The sequence below is a fragment of the Candidatus Synechococcus calcipolaris G9 genome, assembly GCF_029582805.1.
Lineage (GTDB): Bacteria > Cyanobacteriota > Cyanobacteriia > Thermosynechococcales > Thermosynechococcaceae > Synechococcus_F > Synechococcus_F calcipolaris.
In genome coordinates, this window is sequence record NZ_JAKKUT010000001.1 from 504,038 (window position 1) to 530,297 (window position 26,260).

General features: G+C 49.9%; 29 protein-coding genes and 1 pseudogene. 23 read left to right on the forward strand and 7 right to left on the reverse strand.

Features of this window, described 5'->3' with window-relative positions; genetic code table 11:
• Window positions 1–13 precede the first annotated feature (13 nt).
• Window positions 14–295, reverse strand: a complete 282-nt coding sequence (gene clpS, locus L3556_RS02570; RefSeq protein ID WP_277865738.1) for an ATP-dependent Clp protease adapter ClpS — start codon at window positions 293–295, stop codon at window positions 14–16.
• 80 nt (window positions 296–375) lie between these two features.
• Complete coding sequence (locus L3556_RS02575) at window positions 376–1,194, reverse strand: peptidoglycan recognition protein family protein (RefSeq protein WP_277865739.1); 819 nt, start codon at window positions 1,192–1,194, stop codon at window positions 376–378.
• Window positions 1,195–1,270: 76 nt separating this feature from the next.
• On the opposite strand from L3556_RS02575, the gene aroF reads away from it, so the two are divergent.
• From aroF to L3556_RS02600, 5 genes are all read left to right on the forward strand, one after another.
• Complete coding sequence (gene aroF, locus L3556_RS02580; RefSeq protein ID WP_479682436.1) at window positions 1,271–2,317, forward strand: 3-deoxy-7-phosphoheptulonate synthase; 1,047 nt, start codon at window positions 1,271–1,273, stop codon at window positions 2,315–2,317.
• 27 nt (window positions 2,318–2,344) lie between these two features.
• Window positions 2,345–3,028 carry an OB-fold-containig protein gene (locus L3556_RS02585; protein ID WP_277865741.1) on the forward strand — a complete coding sequence of 228 codons (684 nt, stop codon included), beginning with the start codon at window positions 2,345–2,347 and terminating at the stop codon, window positions 3,026–3,028.
• Between the two features lie 47 nt (window positions 3,029–3,075).
• A complete protein-coding gene (locus tag L3556_RS02590) occupies window positions 3,076–4,248 on the forward strand; it encodes a SpoIIE family protein phosphatase (RefSeq protein WP_277865742.1) in 1,173 nt (390 codons plus the stop codon).
• A gap of 121 nt (window positions 4,249–4,369) precedes the next feature.
• The gene (locus L3556_RS02595) at window positions 4,370–5,926 is read left to right on the forward strand and encodes a bifunctional pantoate--beta-alanine ligase/(d)CMP kinase (RefSeq protein ID WP_277865743.1); all 1,557 of its coding nucleotides are present in this window, start codon (window positions 4,370–4,372) and stop codon (window positions 5,924–5,926) included.
• A complete protein-coding gene (locus L3556_RS02600; protein WP_277865744.1) occupies window positions 5,926–7,566 on the forward strand; it encodes a cation:proton antiporter in 1,641 nt (546 codons plus the stop codon). The genes L3556_RS02595 and L3556_RS02600 overlap by 1 nt, the downstream gene beginning before the upstream one ends.
• Window positions 7,567–7,596: 30 nt before the next feature.
• On the opposite strand, the gene L3556_RS02605 is transcribed toward L3556_RS02600, so the two are convergent.
• Complete coding sequence (locus L3556_RS02605; RefSeq protein ID WP_277865778.1) at window positions 7,597–9,480, reverse strand: ABC1 kinase family protein; 1,884 nt, start codon at window positions 9,478–9,480, stop codon at window positions 7,597–7,599.
• 141 nt (window positions 9,481–9,621) lie between these two features.
• Entirely contained in the window at window positions 9,622–10,011 is a 390-nt protein-coding gene (locus tag L3556_RS02610) for a CHAT domain-containing protein (RefSeq protein ID WP_277865745.1), read from the reverse strand.
• A gap of 15 nt (window positions 10,012–10,026) precedes the next feature.
• On the opposite strand from L3556_RS02610, the gene L3556_RS16260 reads away from it, so the two are divergent.
• Entirely contained in the window at window positions 10,027–10,155 is a 129-nt protein-coding gene (locus L3556_RS16260; RefSeq protein ID WP_422110746.1) for a ribonuclease HepT family protein, read from the forward strand.
• Between the two features lie 156 nt (window positions 10,156–10,311).
• Here the strand turns inward: L3556_RS16260 and L3556_RS02615 are convergent.
• Window positions 10,312–11,264, reverse strand: a pseudogene (locus tag L3556_RS02615) (IS3 family transposase).
• 395 nt (window positions 11,265–11,659) lie between these two features.
• Here L3556_RS02615 and L3556_RS02620 point away from each other — a divergent pair.
• The 10 genes from L3556_RS02620 to L3556_RS02665 all read left to right on the forward strand — a co-directional run bounded on the left by L3556_RS02620 (window position 11,660) and on the right by L3556_RS02665 (window position 22,499).
• Window positions 11,660–11,887 carry a ParA family protein gene (locus L3556_RS02620; RefSeq protein WP_277865746.1) on the forward strand — a complete coding sequence of 76 codons (228 nt, stop codon included), beginning with the start codon at window positions 11,660–11,662 and terminating at the stop codon, window positions 11,885–11,887.
• Between the two features lie 67 nt (window positions 11,888–11,954).
• On the forward strand, window positions 11,955–12,827 hold the full coding sequence (locus L3556_RS02625; protein ID WP_277865747.1) for an IS982 family transposase: 873 nt from the start codon (window positions 11,955–11,957) through the stop codon (window positions 12,825–12,827).
• A 91-nt stretch (window positions 12,828–12,918) separates the two neighbouring features.
• Window positions 12,919–13,248, forward strand: coding sequence for a hypothetical protein (locus L3556_RS02630; protein WP_277865748.1), 330 nt, complete (start codon window positions 12,919–12,921; stop codon window positions 13,246–13,248).
• Window positions 13,241–13,465: a hypothetical protein gene (locus L3556_RS02635; protein ID WP_277865749.1), complete on the forward strand. Its 225-nt coding sequence runs from the start codon at window positions 13,241–13,243 to the stop codon at window positions 13,463–13,465. Before L3556_RS02630 ends, L3556_RS02635 begins: the two co-directional genes overlap by 8 nt.
• Window positions 13,466–13,541: 76 nt before the next feature.
• Entirely contained in the window at window positions 13,542–13,676 is a 135-nt protein-coding gene (locus tag L3556_RS02640; protein WP_277865750.1) for a hypothetical protein, read from the forward strand.
• Between the two features lie 211 nt (window positions 13,677–13,887).
• The gene (locus tag L3556_RS16265) at window positions 13,888–13,956 is read left to right on the forward strand and encodes a hypothetical protein (protein WP_422110747.1); all 69 of its coding nucleotides are present in this window, start codon (window positions 13,888–13,890) and stop codon (window positions 13,954–13,956) included.
• A 98-nt stretch (window positions 13,957–14,054) separates the two neighbouring features.
• Window positions 14,055–16,976 carry a two-partner secretion domain-containing protein gene (locus L3556_RS02650; protein ID WP_277865752.1) on the forward strand — a complete coding sequence of 974 codons (2,922 nt, stop codon included), beginning with the start codon at window positions 14,055–14,057 and terminating at the stop codon, window positions 16,974–16,976.
• Between the two features lie 44 nt (window positions 16,977–17,020).
• Window positions 17,021–17,173: a hypothetical protein gene (locus L3556_RS02655; RefSeq protein ID WP_277865753.1), complete on the forward strand. Its 153-nt coding sequence runs from the start codon at window positions 17,021–17,023 to the stop codon at window positions 17,171–17,173.
• A gap of 34 nt (window positions 17,174–17,207) precedes the next feature.
• A complete protein-coding gene (locus tag L3556_RS02660) occupies window positions 17,208–18,086 on the forward strand; it encodes an Rpn family recombination-promoting nuclease/putative transposase (RefSeq protein WP_277865754.1) in 879 nt (292 codons plus the stop codon).
• Between the two features lie 96 nt (window positions 18,087–18,182).
• A complete protein-coding gene (locus L3556_RS02665) occupies window positions 18,183–22,499 on the forward strand; it encodes a beta strand repeat-containing protein (protein WP_277865755.1) in 4,317 nt (1,438 codons plus the stop codon).
• A 103-nt stretch (window positions 22,500–22,602) separates the two neighbouring features.
• Here the strand turns inward: L3556_RS02665 and L3556_RS16270 are convergent, their stop codons facing one another.
• Window positions 22,603–22,851, reverse strand: coding sequence for a DUF29 family protein (locus L3556_RS16270; RefSeq protein WP_422110743.1), 249 nt, complete (start codon window positions 22,849–22,851; stop codon window positions 22,603–22,605).
• Window positions 22,852–22,991: 140 nt separating this feature from the next.
• Between L3556_RS16270 and L3556_RS02670 the strand changes: the two genes are divergently transcribed.
• From L3556_RS02670 to L3556_RS02700, 7 genes are all read left to right on the forward strand, one after another.
• Window positions 22,992–23,159 (forward strand): hypothetical protein, encoded by a 168-nt coding sequence (locus tag L3556_RS02670; RefSeq protein ID WP_277865756.1) that lies wholly within the window; start codon window positions 22,992–22,994, stop codon window positions 23,157–23,159.
• A gap of 83 nt (window positions 23,160–23,242) precedes the next feature.
• Window positions 23,243–23,668 carry a helix-turn-helix domain-containing protein gene (locus tag L3556_RS02675; RefSeq protein WP_277865757.1) on the forward strand — a complete coding sequence of 142 codons (426 nt, stop codon included), beginning with the start codon at window positions 23,243–23,245 and terminating at the stop codon, window positions 23,666–23,668.
• Complete coding sequence (locus L3556_RS02680) at window positions 23,658–23,807, forward strand: hypothetical protein (RefSeq protein ID WP_277865758.1); 150 nt, start codon at window positions 23,658–23,660, stop codon at window positions 23,805–23,807. The genes L3556_RS02675 and L3556_RS02680 overlap by 11 nt, the downstream gene beginning before the upstream one ends.
• Window positions 23,808–24,121: 314 nt before the next feature.
• A complete protein-coding gene (locus tag L3556_RS02685) occupies window positions 24,122–24,772 on the forward strand; it encodes a Uma2 family endonuclease (RefSeq protein WP_277865759.1) in 651 nt (216 codons plus the stop codon).
• 30 nt (window positions 24,773–24,802) lie between these two features.
• Complete coding sequence (locus L3556_RS02690) at window positions 24,803–25,042, forward strand: DUF4926 domain-containing protein (protein ID WP_277865760.1); 240 nt, start codon at window positions 24,803–24,805, stop codon at window positions 25,040–25,042.
• 211 nt (window positions 25,043–25,253) lie between these two features.
• Window positions 25,254–25,427 carry a hypothetical protein gene (locus L3556_RS02695; RefSeq protein WP_277865761.1) on the forward strand — a complete coding sequence of 58 codons (174 nt, stop codon included), beginning with the start codon at window positions 25,254–25,256 and terminating at the stop codon, window positions 25,425–25,427.
• Between the two features lie 86 nt (window positions 25,428–25,513).
• Window positions 25,514–25,810, forward strand: a complete 297-nt coding sequence (locus L3556_RS02700) for a hypothetical protein (RefSeq protein ID WP_277865762.1) — start codon at window positions 25,514–25,516, stop codon at window positions 25,808–25,810.
• 73 nt (window positions 25,811–25,883) lie between these two features.
• On the opposite strand, the gene L3556_RS02705 is transcribed toward L3556_RS02700, so the two are convergent.
• Window positions 25,884–26,260: hypothetical protein (locus L3556_RS02705; protein ID WP_277865763.1), on the reverse strand; the 377-nt coding region annotated here is incomplete at its 5' end.

The window sequence follows — 26,260 nt, forward strand, 5'->3', positions numbered from 1 at the left end:
CTGCCGCCATAAACTATTCAGCCGGTTCAATGGTACTTGTTAACCCCGCCGACTTCAGACTTTCACTATAAAACTCAGCATGTTCTAGGGCGCAGGTAATGACGAGGGCCTTGCCGTTGGTGTGGGCCTCCATCATAATATCCACCGCCTGGGGCTGGGTTAAACTGGGCACGGTTTTTAATAAAACGTCCACCACGTATTCCATCGGGTTCACATCATCATTGTGCAGGAGAACTCGATAGCGCGGGGCGAGTTTTCGCACTGTCGAGGGTTTTTGAATAGTTTGCACAGACATGAAGCCAAGCCTCCGTCAATTCCCTAGTCGTGGTTTAATTGTACCCCTATGGTATCAGGTCAATTCAATCTGCGATCGCCCTAGGAGTGGCACCTAACCCTGCGATACTCGGACAGGTATTGCTTAAATAGAGAAAAATTAAAGCTGCGGGGATCCGAACGCTCTCCACCCCGATCAACCAATTTGTGAGTTGTCAGGCGATCGTCCCCTAAACCCGTCGTTGCCACCAACCAGGCGAGGGATCGGTATTGGGCATCCGTATAGCCGCCATGACTGAAACCATTATGATTGCCCCCGGGGGGTGTCTCTAAACTAAAGTGCAGGGCAAAATTATTTACCGAGGCCGAGAATCGTGGATTTGTTTTGACACTTTCTCCCTGGAACTGGGAATTGCCTGCTCCGTAAGCCCGCTTCCCCCAGGGGACGATATGGATGATGGAGCCATTAAGCAAAATATATTCGTGGTAACTTCGTTGGTCTTCGTCCCGAGGATGGTGGGTCTGGAAGGTGCGGATGGTTGTTGCCCCGGAACTGACACTTTCGTGCAGCACAATCAAGGGGGCATGGGTGAGGGGCTGACCCGTTAGATCACTGCCGTAGCGATCGCCGTAGTTACTAGAATCTGCGAGGGCCGAATACCAGGGAGGGGACTCTTGACAATGACTGTGGTGAGCTAGGGCAGTTTGAAACAGAACTTGGTAGGTTTCCCCTTGGCTAGGGACTAGGGGAGTGAGGGATAGGGACGGCGAGGAAACGTCAGCTGGAGCTAAATCTTGACTGGGGCTGGGAGTTACTCCCACGACAAAGAGCAAGAAAAGACCCACACTGGCGATCGCCAAGACCCAACCATGGCAACGAAGGAGTTTGGGCCAAAAATGGTGATGTTTAATCAGACCCATGGGCAATAAGGGGTAAGTTTGGCACAATCTAAAGTGTACTCAATTCCTAAAAGCGGCAGCAGCGATGATTATTGTCATGAAAAGCGGTACTCCAGAAATGGAAGTGGAACGCATCAGCCGGGAAATGATGGACTGGGGGTTGACACCCGAAAAAATCATTGGCAAGCACAAAGTGGTAATTGGCCTGGTGGGGGAGACGGCCGAATTAGACCCGCTGCAAATTAAGGAAAACAGTCCTTGGATTGAGCAAGTTTTACGGGTTGAGCAACCCTTTAAGCGAGTAAGTCGGGAATTTCGCCACAATGAACCCAGTGAGGTGGCTATTTCCACGCCCAATGGTCGGGTCTATATTGGCGAGGCCCATCCAATTGCGATCGTGGCGGGGCCCTGTTCCGTTGAAAACGAAGCCATGATTATTGAGACGGCTCGACGGGTGAAGGCCGCAGGTGGTCAATTTTTACGGGGTGGGGCCTATAAACCCCGTACCTCTCCCTATGCCTTCCAGGGCCATGGTGAAAGTGCCCTAGAGTTACTGGCGGCGGCCCGGGCGGCCACTGGCCTAGGCATTATTACGGAGGTGATGGATGCAGCAGATCTGGACAAAATTGCGGAAGTGGCCGATGTGATCCAAGTGGGGGCCAGGAATATGCAAAACTTCTCCCTCTTGAAGCGGGTGGGTGCCCAGGAAAAGCCCGTGTTACTGAAGCGAGGGATGGCCGCCACCATTGAAGACTGGTTAATGGCCGCTGAATATATCTTGGCCGCCGGAAACCCCAATGTGATTTTGTGTGAGCGGGGAATTCGTACCTTCGATCGCCAGTACACCCGCAATACCCTAGATTTGTCTGTGATTCCTGTCCTGCGGAGCCTCACCCATTTGCCGATTATGGTTGATCCGAGTCATGGTACCGGCTGGGCGGACTATGTGCCGTCCATGGCCAAGGCGGCGATCGCCGCTGGAACCGATGCCTTGATGATTGAAGTTCACCCAAATCCAGCAAAGGCTCTTTCCGATGGCCCCCAATCCCTAACCCCCGATCAATTTGACCAACTGACCCAGGAATTGGCTATTTTTGGCCAGTCCGTGAATCGTTGGCCCCAAGTAGCGGTAGCCTTAAGTTAATTCATCTACACTGCCCGTCGTCCTTCCATGCTCTTTGATCTTGCCCATTTGCCCTACTGGATTATTTTGGGCATGGGTATTCTCCTCTTTTTAACCGTGATCCTCGGAGGTATAGGGGATGAGGATGTTGACTTGGATGGGGATGTGGATGGCGATCTACTGGATATGGATCTAGAGGCCGAAAGTGATATTAGTCCCTTGATGATCCTCCACTGGCTAGGGTTTGGCCGCGCTCCTTTGATTTTGCTGCTGGCCACAGACTTTAGTATTTTTGGCATCGTGGGTTGGTTGCTCAATGTTGTGGCCGCAGGAGTCACCGGCGTTATTCCTCAGGGATGGCTCGGAGGTCTGGTGTTTGCCCTATCCCTAGTTATTGCCTTAGGGTCGGGGGGGCTAATAGCGCGGCCCCTGGGTCAAGTGTTTGCTCAGTTTGGGGAAGAGACCAGTGGCGATCGCCTCCTGGGGTGTGATGGCACCGTGAGTTCAGCCGACATTCCCTACAATCGGGAACAGAAAATTGGTCAGATTACGGTTCTTGATCCGGCTCGAAATCGCCTCACCTTACCCTGTGCCTTACCGGATTGGGCCCAAGTTCAGCCCCGCTATGGCGAGACGGTGATGATTATTGATCGCCAAGCCAGTTATTATCTTGTTCTTGCCAAGGATAGTATTGATCAAGATCAATGGTTTCAGCAAATAAAGGATACTTGAGGTATCATTCAGTCGTTTCTTGCCATTGCAGTTTCTTCGCCATTGCCATGTACCATATCCTTGTTATTGATGATGACCCGACAACCCGACTGATCCTCAAAAATAATCTCACGAAACAAGGACATCAGGTTACGGTCAGTCAGAATGGTGCCGATGGCATTGCGGCGGCCCAAGCTATTAAACCAGCCCTGATTATCTGTGATTGGATGATGCCAGGGGTGGATGGTTTAGAAGTCTGTCGTCAGGTTAAGCATGATCGGCATTTATCGGCGACATTTTTTGTGTTATTAACGGCCAAGGGCGAACTTGAAGATCGGGTGCGGGGGCTAGATGCGGGGGCGGATGAGTTTTTATCCAAACCCATTGAACAGGATGAGTTACGGGCTAGGGTACAGGCGGGCCTGAGGCTCTACCAACTCAATCGCGACATTCAAGAGCAAAAGCAGCTCCTAGAAGCGGAATTTCGTGAAGCGGCCATGTATGTGCGATCGCTCCTGCCCCAGCCCCTAGAAACGCCGATTAAAATTGACTTCCGTTTTATCCCCTCCAGCGAGTTAGGGGGTGATTGCTTTGATTTCTTTTGGATTGACGATCGCCGCTTAGTCATGTACTTACTGGATGTTTCCGGCCATGGTTTAGGGGCGGCCCTGCCCTCCATTTCCGTCTTGAATTTATTGCGGAATGCCAATAGTTCCCTTTGGGGCAGTCAACAACTTGCGGGTATTGATTACAATCGCCCCTGTCAAGTCTTGGCACTTCTAAACCATGGCTTTCAAATGACGAATCAAAATGATAAATATTTCACCATTTGGTATGGCATCTACGATCGCCAGGATCAGACCCTCACCTATGCCTCGGCGGGGCACCCTCCGGCCCTTTTAATTCATAGCGGTGAAAACGAACTGCCCCAGGTCACTGAACTAAAGACCCCAGGGATTCCCATTGGCATGTTTACCGATGTGGATTTTGCCGAAGCAACCCATACCATTCCCCCAGGGAGTTGCCTTTATCTGTTTAGTGATGGCATTTATGAATTTCAAACCCATAGCGGCGAACAGTGGGGGATCGAAGCATTTCAGACCCTATTGGCGCAACACCAAAACAGCCCATCAGACCTGGGCCAAATCCTGGCAGAAATTCAAAGCTTGACCACTCCGGCAGCCCTAGCCGTTGATGATTTGTCCATTGTAGCGGTTGATTTTATGGACAGAACAAAATAACCCTAGGGGCAATATGATATATTCTCCTCTGGCAGGACAGCAGGTTCGATTATGTTTATGGATCGTTGCTGATTGCATTTTGAGTGCTTAAAGATAGTTTTAGAGGCGAGGAGTAGTCTGGGTGGCAGAGTTAGGCTTAATCAAAACCCTGGCGGGATTGGCCTGTGCATTGCGGCAGGAGCGATCGCAGCGGCAGTCGTTACCATCAACAGATCAGCCCTTTTTGGGTTTTGTGCCGACAATGGGGGCCCTGCATCGCGGGCATTTGAGTTTAATTGAGCGGGCCCGCCAGGACTGCCAACGGGTTCTGGTCAGTATTTTTGTCAATCCCCTCCAGTTTGGCCCCCAGGAAGATCTGGCCACCTATCCCCGTAGCCTAGACCAGGATTATAATCTTTGTTGTCAAGCGGGGGTGGATTGGCTCTTTGTCCCCACCATTGAGGAACTGTATCCCCATCCCTCGGCAGAAACAACCCTGGTTCACCCCCCTCGGGCCATGGTTGAGGTTCTCTGTGGGCGATCGCGACCGGGACATTTTGCCGGGGTGATCACCATAGTTCTAAAACTGCTCAATTTAATTGCACCGGATCGGGCCTATTTTGGCGAGAAGGATGCCCAACAGATCGCCATTATTCGCCGCTGTTTAGCAGACCTGAACCAATCCACGGAAATTATTCCCTGTCCCATTGTCCGCGAGGCCTCCGGTTTAGCCCTGAGTTCCCGCAATCAATACCTCTCAGCCCCAGAAAAGCAACAGGCGACTGCCCTATGCCGCAGTTTACACCGGGCCCAAAGGCAATTTCAGCAAGGGATCACCCAGTCCCAGGGGTTGATTGAAACAGTGCAAACGGAATTGGCCCGGGAACCGGCGATCGCCCCGGAATATATTGAACTGGTACATCCCGACACCCTGGTTCCCCTCCAGACCGTAGAGACCGTTGGCCTCTTGGCCGTTGCCGCCCGCATTGGTACCACCCGCTTGATTGATAATTGCCAGTTAGACCTGCGCCCCCCGATCCTGGCCATTGACGGCCCCGCCGGTGCGGGTAAATCCACCGTTACCCGTTTGGCAGCCAAGGCTCTGGGTCTGACCTACCTAGACACGGGAGCCATGTATCGAGCCGTCACTTGGTGGTGTTTACAGGCGGATATTGATTTAGGGGATGGGGTGCAGGTGGTGGAGCAGGTGGGGAACTGCCAGATCAAGTTGCATAGTACGGATCCACTTTTGCCGCCCCAGGTCTGGATCAATGATCAGGAGGTAACGGAATCCATTCGCTCCCAGGAAGTGACGGCCCAGGTGTCCCGCCTGGCGGCCATTCCAGAAGTGCGTCAGCGTCTAGTGAAGCAACAACAGGCCATGGGAGCCAAGGGGGGGATTGCAGCCGAGGGACGGGATATTGGCACCCACGTTTTTCCCGATGCGGGTTTGAAAATCTTTTTAACCGCCTCTCCCCAAGAGCGGGCCAAACGACGTTGGCAGGAATTGCAGCAGCAGGACACCGACATCTCCCTGGATGACCTCACCCGCCAAATTATGGAACGGGATTATAACGACAGCCAACGGGCCTACGCCCCCTTTCGCAAGGCTGCCGATGCCATTGAAGTCTCTACGGATGGCCTCACCATTGAAGCTGTTACCGAAAAGATTGTTCATCTCTACCGGAATTTGAATTGATGCCGTTCGTTGAACTACTGGTGCTGTTGGCGGATGTCAATACAACCCGCTTAGACCCTTTGCATGAGTTGCTCGCCCCCCAATCCCATGTGACGGCCCTAGTCAACACCTTGATTGTGTTGCTTTTAGTGGCAACGGTGGTGGCCCTGGTCTCCCGGAGATTGCGAACTCCCTACGTCATTGGCCTGGTATTAGCGGGTCTGGTCATTCCCCAGGAATCGTTGCCAGAGAACATTGGTCTTAATCCTGAGATTATTCTCAACCTATTTTTGCCCATTCTCATTTTTGAAGCGGCTATTAACACTGATCTCAGTCGCCTTCGCAGCACCATTAAGCCGATTTTTCTCTTGGCGGGGCCCGGTGTGGTCTTGTCGGCGGCCATTACGGCCACCTTACTTCAGTTTGGCCTAGGGCTTGCCTGGATTACGGCCTGTGCCATTGGTGTGATTTTAACGATTACGGATACGGTGTCGGTGATTGTCACATTTCGCAATGTGCCCGTGCCACCCCGTTTAGCCAGTATTGTCGAGGGGGAAAGTTTATTTAATGATGGGACAGCCCTCGTTCTCCTGAGTGTGATTACTGGGATACACGTTTCGGGAACCTTTAGTTTGGGACAGGGTATAGCGGAAATTTTTATCGCCTTTGTCGGCGGTGGCATTCTGGGTTCAGGCCTGGGCTATCTCTGTGTCGGCCTGTTTCAGGAACTGGATGATGCCCTCAGCAATATTTTACTCACCGTTGCGGTATCCTTGGGAACCTTTCAAGTGGGGCAGGTGTTGGGGGTGTCCGGGGCGATCGCCGTGGTGACTGCGGGACTGGTCATTGGTGGTTTGGGGTTTCGGCAAACATCCGCATCCACCCGTGTTACACTGCTCAATTTTTGGGAATATGCTGGTTTTGGCGTAAATACATTTATTTTTCTATTGGTGGGCATCGAGGTCAAGCCAGGAATTCTATGGATGACGATTCCGGCGGCCCTCCTGGCGATCGCAGCCTATCAAGTGGGGCGTATTTGTGCCATTTATCCCCTCCTCTATGGCCTAGGTTTCTACGATCACCCCCTACCCCTAAAATGGCAGCACGTTTTAATTTTTGGTAATGTAAAAGGCTCCCTATCCATGGCCCTGGCCCTGAGCCTGCCCGCCACCCTGCCCGATCGCTCTCAGGTGATCACCTTAGTCTTTAGTACGGTGCTGGTCTCCCTGGTCGTTCAGGGCCTAAGCCTACCCAGCCTCGTTAAACGGCTCAACCTCTCCCGCATTTCCCCAATTCAAAAGCAGATTGAAAGCTTACAACTCAATCTTATTGCGGCAAAGGCGGCTCAAAATGAACTAGGCATTCTCTTGGCATCGGGGAGTTTACCCAAGTTTCTCTATGAAGAACTCTTTGCCAGTTACCAATCGCGGGTTGCTTCCTCGGAAAAAGATCTGCGGGAGATGTACAACCAGCGAATCATCAGTGGCAATGAAGAGGGGGATGAGGCCAAGTACTTAAAAGGAGTGTACCGTCGCCTCTATGTTGCCGAAAAAGGAGCCATTAACGATGCCATTCGTAAAGGTATTCTTTCTGAGGATATTGGTCGAGATTATATTAATAGCCTGAATGAAAAGCTACTGGTGATCAAGGATGATAATTAGCTTTTTTTAGTCGCATTTAAGCCGCACTTGCTAAGTTGCATAGGAGGAAGGGGGGCGATCGGGGAGGGCGGCGGGTTCTTTTTCTGCCAATAAAAACTCTCGCAGAAACCGGGCAATCATACGTTGCAGAAGTCCATTGGCAATCCGTTGTCCCATGGCATGCATTTCCGGTCGTACCATAATTCGGATTAAAGCGGGTACAACTTTCATGGCATCAAACCCAGGTGTGTCCTGGAGAATGCCAAAAATTCGCCGTAAATGCTCTAGACTGTGGGGTTCTTTATTAGCTGGGTTAGATGGGACAGGGGCAGCGGGTTGGCGCAGGAAGGGAATTGGCAAATGAAAGGGGGAAAACTGGCCTAGGGCGTTGCGGCCCCAGTTATCGAGGCTACGGGTGAGTTCATCGGCAAGGCGATCGCGGTAGAGTTGGCCCCGCTCGGAAAAAAGAAACTCAAGGGCTTGTTCTAGGACGGCATTAAAGTCATAGTCACGGCTATCACGGGCATTACGGAGGAGATTCTCTAGGCGATTCCAGCGAAACTGACCATCTTTCAAGAGCAGATTTTTCAAACTGGTTCGCAATTCTGGGGACGGATCCGTCAGTAACCGCTTGGCAATGTAGGGATAGGCCGCACTCAGCACCTTAAAGTTCACATCCACGCCCATGGCAATCCCTTCCATTGTCAGGAGCGATCGCACAATCAGGGCATAGTAGGCGGGCACTTGAAAGGGATACTCGTACATCACCTCAGAGAGTTGGTCAAAAATGCGCTGAATATTTAACTCGGCAACACTGGCTCCCAAGGCATTACTAAAAACAATTGCCAAGGCGGGCACAATCGGGGTGAGATCTACATCTTCCCCCAAAAAGCCTAAATGAACGTAATCTTCGGCTAGGGCCTCGTATTCCCGATTGACAATGTGAACAATGGCATTCAACAGCCCATAGCGTTGGGGCGGCGCAATTTCGCTCATCATGCCAAAGTCGAGATAGGCGAGTTTACCATTGGGCATGGCCAGCAAATTCCCTGGGTGGGGATCGGCGTGGAAAAAACCATGCTCTAGCAACTGCCGCAAGGAACATTGCACCCCGACATTGACAAGGTACCGTGGATCAATGCCCTGGGCTTGAATCAGTTGGGGTTGATTTAGTTTTGTCCCCGTCACCCATTCCATGGTGAGGACACGGCGGTTGGTATATTGCCAATAAATGCGTGGCACATAAACATCGGGGAGGTAGCTATAGAGCCGGGCAAAGCGTTCGGCATTTTTCCCTTCCTGGGTGTAGTCCATCTCATCAAACAGGCGATCGGCAAACTCATCCAGAATTGCCACCAAGTCACTGCGAATACTCTTGATTAGCCGCTGCACCCAAAATGCTAGACCCCGTAAAATAAAAATATCCAGGGTAATACTTTCCGCCAGCCCCGGACGCTGTACCTTGACAGCTACTTCTTCCCCACTGTGCAACCGCCCCCGATAGACTTGGCCCAGGGATGCCGCAGCAATGGGATTGTCCGTCAATTCAGCATAGAGAGAGCTAGGGGTTGCCCCCAGTTCTTCTTCAATCAACTGAAAAGCAACCTCATTGGCAAAAGCAGGCAACTGATCCTGGAGCTTTGTCATTTCTTCTAAATAGATTGCCGATAGCACATCCGGTCGGGTTGAAAGGGCTTGCCCAACCTTGATGTAGGCTGGTCCCAAGTGAGTCAGGGTTTCCCGTAGTTCAATGGCCCGTTTGCGTTGGCGTGCCTTGGTCTGTCCGGTTAATTTATCCCACCAACGATTAAAGAGTAGCCAACAGGTGGGCCAAAGAATAATCAGCCAACGACTAAAGACTAGAAAAGGACGACGACGATAATAGGCAGAAATGGCCTCTGGATCATAACCACTAAACCGTTTATCTTCGGGCATTGATACCGCAGAAATGGGAATATCGGCTTGGTCAGAACCAACCTTGGAGGGCAAAAGAGCCGTTTTCATGGCATAACCAGAGCAGAAGGGCAATGTAACACATTGTAACAAAACCAGACGGGGAAATGATGCTCAACTCCATTACGCCCGCTGCGATTGCGATTCCTGTTTTAGGCTACAACCCCCAGGAATCAGCGTTACAGTGGCAACCAATCTCCACTGGACACAAATGGATACAAACGCAGCCGAATAGGAGGGTGTCTCCGTTTGGGGATTTTTCAACATTTCTAGCTGCACCTGCCGCATGGCTTCTGTGTGTCCCATCACCTGGAGCAAATTTTCATAGTAGGCCACCATAATATCCTTTGTGACCTGATCATCCACCTTCCTGAGCGTTCCCACCTGCGATCGCGCGTCCGCCAACGTAAATGCCCGCCGTAGGCCATAGACCCCATCCCCATTCGTCAGATCGTCGCGCCCCGTACCACAGGCCAATAGCACCACTATATATTTGCCAAAGCACGGATTCAAGATATTCTCAACGCCATTGATAGTATTCAGGTACGGACTGCTGGCATGAGTTTTGAGCAATTTAGTCAAGATGAAACCATCGCTAAAGCCGTGCTTTATGATCTAATTATGATTGGTGAAGTATCCCCAATCGCCCATGGTTAAACTTGAATATCTCACCCGTGGTACCACTGTTAAAGGGATACTACCAAATCACAGCGTCACTGTCATTGATGCGAAGTGGCACGGTAGTGAAGTAGTTGAGTTGACCTATAAGGATGCGACCCGACTGACCATGTCTGGAAAAAGTGGACAGTGAAATTAAGCGGAAATGGGTGAAATTAGGGAGCGGTAATACTGATCCTCAAATTGAGCAGGGGATAGAAAACCGAGAGTGGAATGAAGGCGTTTACGGTTGTAGAAGACTTCAATCCATTCAACAATGGTCGTCCTGGCAATCGCCCGGTTTGGAAACACCGTGGGGTGAATCAGCTCGGTTTTTATCGTGCCGAAAAAGCGTTCAGCGACCGCATTATCCCAGCAGTTGCCCCGACGGCTCATACTACAGGCTATATTAGCTTGCCTTAGTGCCTGTTGATAGTCGTGACTGGCATATTGTGCCCCCCGGTCTGAGTGAAATAATAAACCAGCGCTTGACGGTTTCCGGTGTCCCAAGGCGGCAGACAACGCGGTCAAAACCAGTTCGGTGCGCAAATGCTCGGCAATAGACCATCCCACCACCCTACGAGAGAATAGGTCGAGAATGACCGCTAGATAGACCCATCCTTCGGCTGTCCAGATATAGGTGATATCGGCCACCCACACTTGGTCTGAGGCATCTGTCTTAAAGCAACGATCTAAGGTATTCTCTGCTATCGGTAGCCGATGATTTGAATCCGTTGTTCCCTTAAATTTCCGTCGCAGATGGGCATTGATCCCCAAGTTTGCCATTAATCGGATCACCCGTTGACGGCTGATCGGGAAGCCTTGAGCAGCTAAGGCTGCTTGTATCCTCGGTGAGCCATAGGTTTGACGGCTCTCTTGCTGAATCTGTTGAATCATTTGGCTCATTCCGCCCGTTCCTGCGTCGTCAATGCTCCTTGGTTGCCACCACCCTGGTCAATGGTTGCTTGTTTGACCCATTGGCGTAGGGCACTTTCTGTCAATCCCATTTCCTGGGCCACTTGGCTGATCGGCTTCCCTGACTGTTGCACAATTGCCACAGCTTGAGCTTTTTGTTCGGCAGTAAATGTTCGTCTTGGTTTTTGGCTCATTTGGACATTCTCCTTCATTGGCGACTCTTGGAGTTTGTCCACTTTTTTCAGTCAGGGTCAGTCAATTGTGCAATGTCTGTAAGCCGATCAGAAAAACGAATCGCCCGAAGTCTCGCTATCACTGTGGCAACCGCGCCCATTCTGATTGGAATGCAGCGAAGAACCATAGAGACGACTACATACTTTCCACAACCCTACTAGGGACGGTGGAACAGGCAGCGGTCAATCTGCCGGATGCTTCAGGTCTTAGGCTTAAGAGGCAAGCCTGAACCCCTTGTGGGTGAGGTCGTTGACCCATCTCAGCATTCAAGTATCACTGCATGATTTTATTAAAAATGGTATTATTATTTTGATAATTTTATGCAATCATAGATTCATTGCTTCATGGTTTCATTATGAAAATCATTGCAGTCACTGGGTTTAAAGGCGGGATTGCCAAGTCCACAACAGCGATCCACCTGGCAACATTCCTGAGCAAATCCACTCCAACTTTATTAATTGACTCTGATCCGAATCGCACCTGTGAAAAGTGGTCGGATAGAGGCAATCGTCAGCAAGCCTTTATCGTGACCAATGAGAAAGCAGCATCCCGGCATATTCCGGGCAAGTCTTATTTAACGTGAGTTCTGGATAAGAAAGGGTGAGAGCCGTAGGCTGAAATAAGCAAACAATTCAGCAACTCCCACCCCTATGTCTAGCTTAGAAGACCTTTTCTGCTCAGTCGATGACTTCTGCCAACGTTTTGAACCCCAATGGCAACAGCAACTTTTGCACAGTGGGCTACAAACCCGGAAGCGGAGCCGACAACTGTGCCTGAGCGAAATCATGACGATTGTGATTGCTTTTCACCAGCAGGGCTACCGCACGTTCAAGGACTACTACACCAAGCACGTTTGTCGCTACTGGCACAAGGCATTCCCGGATTTGGTGAGCTATCCCCGCTTTATCAGTTGGTTGCCTTCGCTGTTATTGCCATTGTCTGCCTACTTGCGGTCTTGCTTTGGGCAATGCAGTGGGATTAGCTTCATGGACTCAACCAGCCTGAAGGTTTGCCACAATCGCCGCATCAAGCAGCACAAAGTGTTTGATTTGTTCGCCGAGCGGGGCAAGACTTCGGTGGACTGGTTCTTCGGTTTCAAACTCCATTTAGTTGTGAATGACAAAGGGGAATTGCTCAACTTTACCCTGACCCCTGGCAACACCGATGATCGGACTCCTGTCCCCAAGCTGCTGCAACGGCTCTTCGGCAAGGTATTCGCCGACAAAGGCTACGTCTCGCAAACGTTGGCAAAACAACTCTTGCAGCAGACCGGGGTGCAGTTCATCACCAAGTTTCGGCGCAATATGAAGAATCGCTTCCTCAAGCTCAATGACCGTTTGCTGTTGCGAAAGCGAGCCATTATCGAGATCATCATCGACCAGTTAAAGAACATTTCCCAGGTCGAGCACTCCCGGCATCGCTCCCCGGTTAACTTCCTGGTCAACCTGGTTGGGGGATTAATTGCCTACTGCCACCAGCCGAAAAAGCCCTCGATTGCACTTGACTCAAACTTGCTCCCCTAGGCTTATCCGTAACTGACGTTATTTAGTCCTCGATACCCCTGCTAGGCCAAGCAGCAATGAATTAAAAGAAATTGCAGAAGGTGCTGACTTAGTGATTGTCCCGTGTTTACCCGATGCGTTTAGCCTCAGTGTCATGCTTGACATGATTAGTGAACTACCGAGTCAATGTTTATATCGAGTTCTGTTAACCATCTGTCCACCTCCACCGAGTAAAGAAGCAGAGCAAGTACGTGAGGCTCTAACAGAAGCCCAGATTCCCTTATTTACTGCACAAATTCGCCGTTCGGCTGGGTTCACAAAGGCAGCCGCCCTCGGAGTTGCGATTCGGGATATTCCTGATAGTCGGGGCCGCTTAGCCTGGCGAGATTATGAGGCAGTGGGCCGGGAAGTTATTAGCATACTTGGAGGACATCATGGCTAACTACAAGCAGATTATCAGTCAAGCCAAAAAAGAGGAAATCATACAATCCTCATTGCATGAAGCAATGCAAGCAGGAGAAATGGTCAATCTGTGTGTGCGTGTTCCCAGTCAATGGCGTAATCACTGGAAATCGGAGGCTGCCAAGAAAGGGATAAGCCTGGGAGACTATGTGATCCAGGCCATGAAAGAAATGTACGGTGAGCCTCCAACTGCTTAGGGAAAGCAAAGTAGGAAGCTCAAACTGAGTCATCTATCCAACTGCATTCAGGGCAATCCCAATGCACCCTTGGAGTTTGTCCACTTTTTTCAGTCAGGGTCAAATTGGTCAAATTGAATCGGAGCAGACTCGAAAAGAATTGAGTACCGTCGTTCAACTATTGGCTGGGTTACAGTACAGTAAAAAGCTTATTGAAACCATTTTTCGGTAGGGAATGATGCGGGAATCGGTAATTTATCAAGAGATTCTTTAGGAAGGGGAACGCAAAGGTTTACAACGTGGACTTCAACAAGGACGGCAGGAGGGTCAACGGGAGGAAGCCTGTGCCCTTATCCTGCGTCAACTCACCCGTCGAGTGGGGCCCATCCCTGAATCTTTCGCGACCCAAATCAATCATCTATCCCCTAGAGCAATTAGAAACCCTGGGAGATGCGCTTCTAGATTTCAGTGCCATGAATAACCTAGAGCAGTGGTTTCAGGGAGTAAGTTAATAAACCATCAATATTAACCAAAAGAAATGTAAAAAATCCTTGACGGCTAGGGATTTCATCGTTAAGTTTGGGGGTATTCCCATTTCTTGCCTAAGGAAATGCTAAAAACAATCCGTCGGTGGTTCGCTCCTGTTGCTATTCTGGGTTGCCTTCTTCCCTCCCCTGTTCTCGCCCAGATTACACCAGCGGTTGGGGGTACAGGTACTATCGTTACCGTAAATGGTCAGCAGTTTGACATTGGCGGTGGTGCATTTTCCAGGGATGGCAAAAATTTATTTCACCTTTTTAAGCAATTTGGTCTAAGTGATGGGCAGATTGCCAACTTTTTATCCAATTCCAAGGTTCAAAATATCCTGGCGGGCGTGAATGGTGGCGATGTCAGCTATATCAATGGCTTAATCCAGGTAACGGGAGGCAATAGCAACCTCTATTTGCTCAATCCTGCGGGAATTGTTTTCGGGCCCAATGCCCAGTTAAACGTACCAGCAGCGTTCCATGCCTCCACCGCCCAACGGGTGCATTTTGACGGCGGTATTTTTGACATTAATGGGTTTAATGACTACGCCAACCTAGTGGGAAACCCCACCGGATTTGAGTTTTTAAGTACAGGAATTATTATTAATGAAGGGAATTTAGCCGTTGGCCCAGGGCAGAATTTAACGTTGATGGGTCATCAGGTGTTCAATACAGGAACCCTATCGGCTCCAGGGGGAACCATTACAATTCAGGCGATTCCCGAGACAGGCATGGTGCGGATTTCCCAGGAGGGGATGATCCTTAGCTTAGAGATTCCAGCGGATCGGATCCCCGAAGATGGGGTGATTGAAGCGGTAGATTTACCCCGATTGATTACGGGGGGAGAAGATCGTCCACGGGTGAATAGCGTGGTACATAATCCCGATGGCTCGATTAGCTTGGTGCATGACCCCAGTAGGGTGAATGTGTCCGTTGAAGGAGCAACGGCGGTTGCCAGTGGCACGATAGATGTGTCGAATCCTGAGGGGATGGGCGGACAGATCAATGTCCTCGGTCAAAATGTGGCGATGCTTAATGCCCAACTCAATGCCTCTGGAGGTGTAGGGGGCGGCACGATCTTGGGAGGTGGTGACTATCTGGGAGGAACAGCAGGTACAGGTCGCCTGGATAGTAGTTTCAATGCCCAGCACCTGTTTGTGGACAATAACACTGTGATGACAGCGGATGCGGTAACTCAAGGCAATGGCGGCACAGTGATTAATTGGGCCGATAACAGTACCGTTTTCCAAGGGTTTATTTCAGCCCAAGGCGGGATATTAGGCGGAGATGGCGGCTTTGCCGAAGTTTCGGGACGGGAAACACTACAAATGTCTGGGTTTGCAGATTTGCGTGCCCCCCAAGGAGCCTTTGGAACGCTATTGCTAGACCCCGGTAGTGTCACGATTCGAGCAGGTTCTAATACTAATCTAGGAACAAATATTTTTAATGATGATTACTTAAATTTTCAATTAAGCGCTGCCAGTGTCACGATCGCCACTATCAACGCAACAAGTGGTGGTGATGAAACCATTACGATCGCCGGGAATACCAATATTAATTGGAGTGCTCCAACGACCTTAACCCTGACTGCGGGGCGCAACATTGTTATGAGTCCAGGGGCAGTTATCCAAAATACCCATACCGGCACATCCTTTGATGCGATTGTGTTTAATGCCAATACCGCAGGGACAACGACGGATAACTCTATAGGCATCCGATTAGATAGTGCGACGACCCTCTCGGCACAAGATGGCAATATTCGGCTAACGGGACACGGTGGAAATGGTACAGCTGCTAACTACGGTATTTATCAATTGGTTTCCGCCCAAGTAAGTACGACTAGTGGCAATATTACCTATGACGGCACGGGTGGAAATGGTACAAGTACTAATAACCACGGTATTTATCTGTTAGGGACCAATGTCAGAATCAGGAGTAGCGATGGGGCAATTGAGTTGACCGGCAAGGGCGGTGATGGCACAAGTACTAATAACCACGGTATTTATCAAGCAAGCGGTGCCCAAGTAAGTACGACTAGTGGCAACATTACCTATACCGGAATAGGCTCCAATGGAGCCGATGCCATTCGCACTGAATCGGGTAGTAATCTAATTGGAAATGGCACAACCGGAAATATTTCCCTTATTTCCATCAATAATGCCATCACCCTAAATAATCTCACCGTTAACACCACAGGCAATCTGCATATTAATTCCCCAGGGAATGTTAGCCAAAATGCTAGTTCATCGGTGCAAGCAACTGGCTTAGAACTATTAGGAACTGGAAATTTTACCCTTAGTAGTGCAACCAATGCGATCACCACCCTAGCCGCGAATACCACAGGCAATATTACTGTGGTGACAGAAACCGATTTAACCGTGGATACGGTGAATCCAGATGGGATTGAAAATAGTCAGACGGTGGTGTTGCAATCTACTACCGGCAATATTACGTTGAATCAGCCGATCAAGTCCACCCAAGATATTACCCTAGCTGCCGCCCAAAGCTTTATCAACAATGCTGGAGTGGATGCGTTAATAGCAGGTGGACATTGGCTAGTGTACGCCACCAGTCCAGAAGGTAACGTCAATGGCTGGTCAGTATTGGGAGGCTCACAACAGTTTAGTACGACCTATCCCACACCATCAGGGTTTGCTGGGAATGGTTTTGTTTATAGTGTGGCAGCACTTCCCTTACCTCCAGTTACATCCAATTCTCCGGTCATTCTTTCAACCGCGACACCGACGGTCAATGTACCTGTCGTACCATCTTCACCACCACTATCAACGTCTCCAACTAGCTCAAGTTCTCCACCTTTACCACCCCCGATCATTTTTACTCCGGCGGATTTACCCCTACCCTCCAACCTATCCACCATTTTGCAAGGTCAAGAAGAGGAGGAGATGCCCCTAGAGCAAAGCCTATGTGAATTAGTAGAGGGAGAAGCAGTCCTAGAGATTGATGGAGTACCCGTAGAGTCCGCCTTAGCAGAGCAGTGCCGTTAGATATCCCAGAGATAGCCGAGCCATAAAAATCTAGGATCAAAGCCATGGCAACCACCGCCGATGATGTTAGGTGTTCGCCAGGGAAACTTTCTGAGGCTCAAATCAAGGAGCAAGCCCAAAAGAGCGATCGCCCAAACCAGCCAGTGAACCAACAAATTGGTCACTTGGGAGATCATCTTCGGGAATTAGTTGAGTAGCAAATGCGCTTCAGGCATGGTAGATGATAGAGATATGCGAGACAATCTCTGTAAATACCTAGCGGAAAAATATCCGACTGCCTTTACCCAGTGGCTCCTGAAGGATTCCTCAGAAAATGTATCAATCCTAAAAACAGAACTGAACCTGGAACCGATCCGCGCCGATTCCGTAACATTGGTACAAACCCAAAACTGTATACTCCATCTAGAATTTCAAGTCGAGCCAGAGCCGACATTACCCTTGCGGATGCTGGACTACTGGCTGAGACTTTATCGAAACCATCAGTGCGAGATTGTCCAGGTCTTGATCTTGCTTCGGCAGACCCGGATCACAGTCCCCGATAGATTTGAACTACCAACGACGACCCATCAGTACCGTGTAGTAAAACTCTGGGAAGAAGACCCGAAGCAATTTTTTAGGATTCCTGCCCTATTGCCCTTTGCGGTTCTAGGAAAAACAAAAAACGAAGCAGCCCTATTGCAAGCCGTTGCCGATCAGATTGATCAGATTGAATCGGATCAGACTCGTCAGGAACTAAGTACCGTCGTTCAACTATTGGCTGGGCTACAGTACAGTAAAGAGCTTATTCAAACTATTTTTCGGGAGGGAATGATGCGAGAATCAGTGATATATCAAGAGATTCTACAGGAAGGTGAACGGAAAGGACTTGAACAAGGACTTGAACAAGGACGACAAGAGGGACAACGGGAAGGACGACAAGAGGGGCAACGGGCAGAAGCCTGTACACTCATCCTGCGATTACTCACCCGCCGAGTGGGGCCCATCCCTGATAGTTTCGCGACCCAAATCAATCATCTATCCCTAGAACAAATAGAAACCCTAGGAGAAGCCCTGCTAGATTTCAGTACCATGAATGACCTAGAGCAGTGGTTTCAGGCATTAAATCAGTAAACTATCAATATCAATTAGAAGAAATATAACAAAGCCTTGACAGCAGGGTATTCCATCTCTATTTTGTGGGTAGCTTCATCACTTTGCCTAAATTAAATGTTCAATAAAATTTGTCGATGGTTTGCTCCTGTTGGTCTTTTGGGTTGTCTTCTGCCCTTCCCTGCGATCGCCCAGATCCATCCTGCGGTTAACGCTACAAATACGACCGTGACGGTAAATGGTCAGCAATTTGACATTGGCGGCGGTGCATTTTCCAGGGATGGTAAAAATTTATTTCATCTGTTTCGGCAATTTGGTTTGAATGATGGTCAGATTGCAAATTTTCTCTCCAAGCCCAATGTCCAAAATATCCTCGCTGGCGTGAATGGCGGCGATGTCAGCTATATCAATGGCTTAATCCAGGTGATGGGGGGTAACAGCAACCTCTATTTACTTAATCCCGCAGGAATTGTCTTTGGCCCCAATGCGAGCTTGAATGTACCAGCGGCGTTCCATGCCTCTACTGCCCAACGGGTGCATTTTGACGGCGGTATTTTTGACATTAATGGGTTTAATGACTACGCCAACCTAGTGGGAAACCCCACCGGATTTGAGTTTTTAAGTACGGGAATTATCGTCAATGAAGGGAATTTAGCCGTTGGCCCAGGGCAGAATTTAACGTTGATGGGTCATCAGGTGTTCAACACAGGAACCCTATCGGCTCCAGGGGGAACAATCACGATTCAGGCAGTACCAGAGACAGGCATGGTACGAATTTCCCAGGAGGGAATGATCCTCAGTTTAGAGATTCCAGCGGATCGGATTCCTGAAGATGGGGTGATTGAAGCGGTGGATTTACCCCGATTGATCACTGGAGGAGAAGATCGTCCACGGGTCAATAGTGTGGTACACAATCCTGATGGCTCGATTAACTTGGTTCATGACCCCAGTAAGGTGAATGTGCCAGTGGACGGGGCAACGGCGGTTGCCAGTGGTACCCTGGATGTCTCGAATCTTGAGGGATTAGGAGGGCAGATTAATGTTCTTGGTTCCAATGTTGCCTTTATTAATGCCCAGTTGAATGCCCAGGGAATAACAGGGGGTGGGACGATTCTGGGGGGTGGGGATTACCTAGGGGGTAGTGCAGATACAGGTCGCCTGGATAGTAGTTTTAATGCCCAGAACCTCTTTGTAGATAACAACACCGTCATGAATGCGGATGCTGTGACTCAGGGTAATGGCGGCACGGTAATTAATTGGGCCGATAACAGTACGGTATTTCAGGGAATGATCTCTGCCCGTGGGGGAGAGTTGGGTGGCGATGGTGGTTTTGTAGAAGTGTCGGGGAAAAAGTATCTGCATTTTGACGGACAGGTCAACACCCTTGCACCCCAAGGGCAAGCGGGGATGTTGTTGTTGGATCCCCAAGACTTGACCATTAGCACCGGAGCAAATTCGGGAGTGCCGGTTCCGTTTAATCCGCCCGAAGTTCTATTTACTTTCAATGGTATGAACGACAGTGTGCTGAATACTGCCACCTTAAATGCAGTAACAGTAACAACCAATGTCACCTTACAGGCTACGCGCGATATTCGCTTTAATAACCCGGTGAGTTTAGCCAATCCAGGAGTTTCTTTAACGGCTCAAGCAGGGCGGGATATTTACCTGGATGCCGATATTACAACCAATGGTGGCGACGTTAGTTTACTGGCGGGCCCGGCATCAGGCTATGGCACTGCCGATGCCAATGGCATGATTCGACGAACAGTCGCCGCAGCGCGAACTATTCAGACAAATGGTGGGGATATTGTACTCAATGCCGCCACCATTGACTTGCCTAACCGAAACTTAAACACGAGCAATGGCAGCCATGATGCAGGGTCAATTACCGTCACCAGTACCGTCGGTGGCGTGACTCTCAATGCCCTAACGGCTGGTGCCAGTTTAGCAGGAGCAACCGCTGGCGATGTGGGTAATGGAGGGGCTGTTACCGTCAACTCTGCGGGGGCAATTACCACTGGAGCCATCACCGCTAATTCTAGTCGTACTGGGGCAGGAGTTGGCAATGCAGGCAATGCCGCTCCCGTTAACCTAACGGCCCAAGGTAATGTGACCACAGGCGTGATTTCTACTAATTCCCAACGGACTCAGGATGGTGCTGGAGATGCTGGAGATGCTGGAAATCTAACAATCACTACCCAAACCGGCAATATCCAAGTAGGTGCCATTAATGCTAATTCAAATCGCGCAAATGCCGGGATTGGGGATGCAGGTTTAGGGGGAATCATATCCCTAACGACGGCGAACGGCAATATTATTACCCAAGCCATTAATACCAGTTCTGCCTCTGCAACGGGTGCAGCTAATAATGGTGGTGCTATTTCCTTAACTACCCAAACCTCAGGGAATATTACGCTCCAGAGTGGCAGCCAAAATGTTGATGCAAGGGGCACAACCGGTGGCGGAATAACCATTAATGCTGCGGGAAACTTCACCTACAGAAGTACAAATAGTGGAAACGTCCAAACCAACAATGCGGATCTGCAATTGATAGCGGGTGGTAACTTAAGTATTGCAACATCAAATTTTGGTAATCTTCAGTTTTTGACGACAAATGGGAATATTTTTATTAATTCTGGACAAGATACGGAAATTCTGGGTGGTGGGGCAGGTAATAATGGCTGGACTAGGGTTCGGGCTACAAACGGTAATATCTCTTTGGATGTTAAGGGTAATCTACTCCTGAGGGCAGGCAATAATGGGGACTCCTTTGTTGAGGTCTTAACTGCTACCAGTGGAAACATGATCATTAATGTTGATGGCAACCTCAATCTGCTGGCAGGAACAGCCGCAGGTGGGGGCAGTCGTCGGGCTGATTTAGTGTCAGTGGGTACTCAAACGGTAACTGTGGGCCAAAATATTGCTGTGATTGGCGGTGGAAATGTAAATGCTAATGCTCGGATTGATTCAGCCCTTGCCCAGGGCATTACTGCTGGGGGAACCATTGAAGTCAGGAGTAACAATGGGGCTAACTTTGGCCGGATTTTGTCCTCCAGTACTAGTCAGATTACGGCTGAAAATACTCTAACGGTTGCGACTGATGGGCTACTTCAGTCGGGTGGGGATCTCACCCTTGTGGCCAATGATATGGCCTTAGATGACGGACTGGTCAATGCCGGAACCCATCGAGTGACGCTGCGGCCCTTTACCGATGGTCGGGAGATTGATCTAGGGACAGAAACGGCGGGTAAACTGAGTTTAGTTTCTGATGAGTTAAATAATATTACGGCTGGAATACTACAAATTGGTGATGCCAATAGTGGTAGCATTCAAATCTCTGCTCCCCTATCGCCCACGAATACCAATACGCTGCAATTAGTCACTGGTCAAGGTATTAGCCAAACTGCTGGTGCAAATTTAGCGATCGCCAATTTAGGGTTAATTGCCCAGGGAAATGTTGACCTAGAGAGTTCCGGCAATGCGATCGGTACGCTGGCTCTAAATATTACCGGAAACAACCATGAGTTTAAGTTTAATAATACCCAAAACTATGTTATTGGTGCGGTAGCGGGTAACAGTGGTCTGAATCTTGCCAATGGTACGATTGTTCTCTCGATTGAGAATAACAACACCGTCACTCAAACCCAGCCGGTGATTGCCCAAGGACTCGCCTTTTCTGGAACAGGTTCCTTTACCTTTGATCACACGGGTAACACCGTTCAAACCTTTGCCAGTGATGCGACGGGTGATATTGAATTTATTAATTCAGGAACATTGATCATTGGTCAAGTGAATCCAACGGGGGTGACGGGGGCCAATAGCGTTAATATTCGCACTCAATCAGGCAATTTAATCTTGAATCAGCCAGTGCAAGCCCAAAACTCAATTACCTTGGTGACTCCCAATAACTTTATCAATAATTTCGGATCGGGAGCAATTCAATCCACGGGCGATCGCTGGTTAGTATATTCTTTTTCACCAAGTTCCAATGTTAATGGTGGTTTAGTGGGAGCTGAGCAGTTTAATACGGCTTATCCAGGGGCAGCCACTTTTGCGGGTAATGGTTTTCTGTATCAAATCAATCCCAGTCAACTGAATCCTAATACCGTTCTCCCTGACCCTAGCTCCCCAGAATCAACGTCTATCAGTTCCACGCCAACACCCTCTTCTACATCATCGTCTACCCTTAGTACTCCAGTCACCTCCACCAGTTCCCAGGTGGATATTATCCCCGATGATCCTGATACCAATGGCCCCTCGGATATTGCCACAATTCTTCAGGGACAAGAATCCGCCTCTAATTTTGATGAAGAGGTACTGTGTAATTTGGATAGCGAAGCGGCAAGTGCAACCTTCAACGATCTCACCCCTGAGCAATGGGCTAAAATGCATGATTCTTTTGATTGTCTGTCTCCTGATATGAATATGAATTAAGGGCATCTCGACAAGCACGCCGATAATATTTTTCTATCCACTCTGGGTCTTTGAAAAACCGCTGCAAACTAGGAGTATCTTCCAAGCAATCTTGAATCCTGTCTCAGCAGTTAGAGAGAGTATGATTCCAACTTTTAGTTCGTCGTTCAGGCTGATACTGGCACTTCAGCATATGCATCCGAAGAACCTGCAAGTAGCTGGCAAGTTCCCTTTCTTCACTACGCCCCAAGGCCTCTAATTCCTCTAGCAAATTTTCACCGTCTAAGTCTGCCCAGCATCCTTTTCGTAGATACTCAGCCTGTTGTTGCGTCCATTTTAGGAAGTCCTGATCATAAAGTGCGGCTTTACCCATCAGGGCACCTTGATTAATTCAAAATTTGGGGCGATCTCAAACGAGATTTCAATGGTTCAGCTTCTATTTTTAGCAGATCGAGTAATTAATCGAGGTGCCCGTTAAAGATACTCTTCAAAAAGTGGCAAGGACATTAAACCGTGTCCATTGGGCAGATGGTGGTATCCATCGTGTGCATCCATGGACAGATCGGCGGTTGGCGGCGATGCCAGGGGAGCATGGCAGGGCGATGGCATTGGTGGGCATCCGTAGATGGGTTAGTCCTAGAGCGATCGCCTTTTTATGGGCCATGGGTGCATGGTGTCTGAGTTCCCATTTTGGGACTACTTGGTTAAACTAGATATGTGAGCCTGCGACAAGGGCGGGTGTTCCTCAACATTAGCCTGTAGTCATGCGGATCATCTCCAGAAAAACCTTAGTTGCCTTTTTGGAACAACACCCAAACTATAATATTGCGATTAAGTCTGAAGCTGGCTATGACGCAGCCCTTGAGCAAATTGCCGTGCTGATGGACGCAAGGGCTGGGACTCCTGAAGCCGATGCCCTGGATGTCTTGGCTACATTGGTTGAGAATTATGAAAATCAGCACTACCCGATTGGCCTGCCTGACCCGATCTCAGGCATTCGCTTCCGTATGGAACAACAGGAGTTGAGTCAGGGCGATCTGATTCCCTTTATTGGTAGCCGTTCAAAAGTATCTGAAGTTCTTTCTGGTAAACGTTCTCTGAGCCTTCAGATGATTCGGAACTTGCACCAGGGACTAGGCATTTCCGCCGAAGTTTTGCTACAGGAATCAGGTGCAGGGAATGGGCGGTAGCCCTCTCCGTTTGGGTGGGCCCGGTGGTGAACACTTTGGACTTGGCGGTGGTGGGGCATCCCCGATGGTAGCCGATGCCTGGGGGGTAGCCATGGGGCTACGTTGTGATTGGGGTATTGATGGGGCAGTCCTGGGGTAGTGGCGATCGCTGGGGGTGAAAAATACCCTTATAAGCGGATCGAGTTCTGAATGGCTAGAATCCTTTGATAGAGAGACTTTCACCCTTATAAGCAATGGGGTTGATGGGGCGATCTCTAGTCCCGCTAGGGGGTGGATAGAGGGTAGACTGGGGAACGCTTTTCCCCAGTTGTCGGTATTCCCCGCAGGTTCAGCGATGGAAAATGGAAAAAGCCCTAACCGTAAAGAGCTAGGGCTTTATAATTGCTTTATAATTTTTGAAAATTTATTTTCCAAAGCAGATTCGGCTCTGTTTAACGTATCGGAGAAATTTTGATGATCGCCTCAGTTGCACTCAAGCCTAAACCCATCCCATCGGAGCAGCAGTACATTGTTTTGCAAGGGGTGAGTTGGGCAACTTATCAGAATTTAGTCAGAGAAATTATCCATGAACAACGCGCCCGGATCACCTATGACCAAGGACAGTTAGAAATTATGGTGCCATTGCCTGAGCATGAATCCTATAAACGTCTTTTTGGGCGAATGATTGAAACCACCACCGAGGAACTGGGCCTAGAAATTCGCAGTTTTGGTTCATGTACCTGGGGCCGAGCGGATTTACAACGGGGGATCGAGGCCGATGAAAGCTATTACATTCAACAGGAAAAAAGTGTCCGTGGCCGGATCAATTTAGATTTAAGTACCGATCCTGCGCCTGACTTGGTGATTGAAATTGATATTACGAGCAGTTCTCTCAACCGGATGGGGATTTATGCAAGGTTGGGTGTGGGAGAAGTCTGGCGATTTGATGGGAGTCAATTACGGTTTTATATCTTGCAGGAGGGCAGCTACACCGAGGTTGAAGTTTCACAGGTTCTTCCACTCCTCCAACGGGCTGATGTTCTCGCAATGATCCAAAAAGCCCAAGAAACGGGGGAAACAACCTGGATTAAGGCCGTGCGGGAGTGGATCAGAACTTTAATTTAATTTAATTCAAGAAAAGGGAGGATTAACGATATGAAACTCTTAGATATTGTGGCTTTAGTTCAAGACTTTCCTGAACTGGGGTTATACCGAGGCAATGTTGGGACGATTGTTGAAGAATATGAGCCTGGGGTGTTTGAGGTGGAGTTTAGTGACACAACCGGCCGAGCTTATACTATTCAAACCTTGCACGATTCTCAATTAATGCCGCTGCACTGTGGGCATGGGGAGCTTCGGGTGGTCGGGGGATGTCCCGTAGTCGGTTCAGGCTAAAGTCGCAAATATGTGTAATTCAGTAAATGCAAGGGTTTTAGACTTCTTTTATCGTCAACAGAAGTGATGAGAGAAAGATTAACGTCATTCATAGTAAACATCATTCATGAAAAACATTATTCATGAAAAACGTCACAGTGATGAGGGAGGGACGGGGAAGTGGCGATCACTGTGGGGTATCCGTGATCCGTAGCGAGGGGTGGACTAGGGCATGGGGAGGGGGTTTGGCAATGGCGATGGGGGAAGTGGAGGGCGGCAGTGGGGCAAGCCTGAGGCCGGTGGTGGGGCAGTAGCCGTGGCCATGGAGCTTCGGGGTATTTTCCCCATGGATGGGCCCGGTGGCATGGACATGGGGCAGCCATGGGCAGAGCGATCGCTATTTTGATGGGCTGAGTCGGTTCGTAAGTAACTAGAAGTCTTGCGGGGACTGGGTTTCACCGAGAAAACCGTCAAAACCGTAAGTGAAACTTGATGGAGGGTGGCCATGGGCCCGGTGGGGACTGTGGCCAGGGGGTAGCCATGGGGGGATGGGCATGGCGATGGGGCGGACTGGGGCATTTTTGCGGCGGCCGTGGCTATGGGGTAGGGCCCGGTCGGGCCGGTGGTGGCGATAGGCAGATGGGCGGCGATCGCTATGGCATGGCCAGGGCCCGGTCGGTATCCATAATCCGTAGCGGCGATCTCTGTGGGGTGTGCATGGGGGAGCTATGGGCAATGCCAAGGGCCCGGCGGCCGGTAGTGGGCCCGCAGTTGTTCAGCGATCGCTAGGGCATGGAGTGGGGGCGGCGGACAGGGGGTGGCCAGGGCATGGCCGTGTTTCGTAGCGAGGGCGGACTATGGCTCAGGGAAAGGGTTCTAGGTTTTTGAGTGGGGAGCTTCGGGGCGGTTCCCCCCATGGATGGGCCCGGTGGCGATGGACATGGGGCGGCCGTAGATGGGGGAGCTTCGGGGCATGGTCGGGGTGGCCCATGGGGCCTGATCCGGCGGCGCGATGGCGGGCCGAGGGCATGGGCAGGGCTTTTGTGATCGGAGCTATGGGGCGGCCCATCGGGCCTATTTTGTGATCGGGGCATTGGCATGGCGATGGGCATGGGCGGAGCGGCGGCCGGTGGTGGGGCCGATAGTCTATGGGTGGATGGGGATAGAAGTCGGTGAATAAGTTAGATAAGTTAGCAATAGATGGGTAAGTAAGTAAACGCTGGGGCCGAGGGCATTTTA

Coding starts and splice junctions, on each gene's coding strand:
- L3556_RS16270 (WP_422110743.1), bottom strand. CDS start 22,851: ATGGGTAAAGCCGCACTTTATGATCAGGACTTCCTAAAATGGACGCAA.
- L3556_RS02620 (WP_277865746.1), top strand. CDS start 11,660: ATGAAAATCATTGCAGTCACTGGGTTTAAAGGCGGGATTGCCAAGTCC.
- L3556_RS02665 (WP_277865755.1), top strand. CDS start 18,183: ATGTTCAATAAAATTTGTCGATGGTTTGCTCCTGTTGGTCTTTTGGGT.
- L3556_RS02625 (WP_277865747.1), top strand. CDS start 11,955: ATGTCTAGCTTAGAAGACCTTTTCTGCTCAGTCGATGACTTCTGCCAA.
- L3556_RS02690 (WP_277865760.1), top strand. CDS start 24,803: ATGAAACTCTTAGATATTGTGGCTTTAGTTCAAGACTTTCCTGAACTG.
- L3556_RS02605 (WP_277865778.1), bottom strand. CDS start 9,480: ATGCCCGAAGATAAACGGTTTAGTGGTTATGATCCAGAGGCCATTTCT.
- L3556_RS02600 (WP_277865744.1), top strand. CDS start 5,926: ATGCCGTTCGTTGAACTACTGGTGCTGTTGGCGGATGTCAATACAACC.
- clpS (WP_277865738.1), bottom strand. CDS start 295: ATGTCTGTGCAAACTATTCAAAAACCCTCGACAGTGCGAAAACTCGCC.
- L3556_RS02680 (WP_277865758.1), top strand. CDS start 23,658: ATGGGCGGTAGCCCTCTCCGTTTGGGTGGGCCCGGTGGTGAACACTTT.
- L3556_RS02590 (WP_277865742.1), top strand. CDS start 3,076: ATGTACCATATCCTTGTTATTGATGATGACCCGACAACCCGACTGATC.
- L3556_RS02635 (WP_277865749.1), top strand. CDS start 13,241: ATGGCTAACTACAAGCAGATTATCAGTCAAGCCAAAAAAGAGGAAATC.
- L3556_RS02660 (WP_277865754.1), top strand. CDS start 17,208: ATGCGAGACAATCTCTGTAAATACCTAGCGGAAAAATATCCGACTGCC.
- L3556_RS02650 (WP_277865752.1), top strand. CDS start 14,055: ATGCTAAAAACAATCCGTCGGTGGTTCGCTCCTGTTGCTATTCTGGGT.
- L3556_RS02685 (WP_277865759.1), top strand. CDS start 24,122: ATGATCGCCTCAGTTGCACTCAAGCCTAAACCCATCCCATCGGAGCAG.
- L3556_RS02700 (WP_277865762.1), top strand. CDS start 25,514: ATGGAGGGTGGCCATGGGCCCGGTGGGGACTGTGGCCAGGGGGTAGCC.
- L3556_RS02575 (WP_277865739.1), bottom strand. CDS start 1,194: ATGGGTCTGATTAAACATCACCATTTTTGGCCCAAACTCCTTCGTTGC.
- aroF (WP_479682436.1), top strand. CDS start 1,271: ATGAAAAGCGGTACTCCAGAAATGGAAGTGGAACGCATCAGCCGGGAA.
- L3556_RS02585 (WP_277865741.1), top strand. CDS start 2,345: ATGCTCTTTGATCTTGCCCATTTGCCCTACTGGATTATTTTGGGCATG.
- L3556_RS02675 (WP_277865757.1), top strand. CDS start 23,243: ATGCGGATCATCTCCAGAAAAACCTTAGTTGCCTTTTTGGAACAACAC.
- L3556_RS02655 (WP_277865753.1), top strand. CDS start 17,021: ATGGCAACCACCGCCGATGATGTTAGGTGTTCGCCAGGGAAACTTTCT.
- L3556_RS02695 (WP_277865761.1), top strand. CDS start 25,254: ATGGGGAGGGGGTTTGGCAATGGCGATGGGGGAAGTGGAGGGCGGCAG.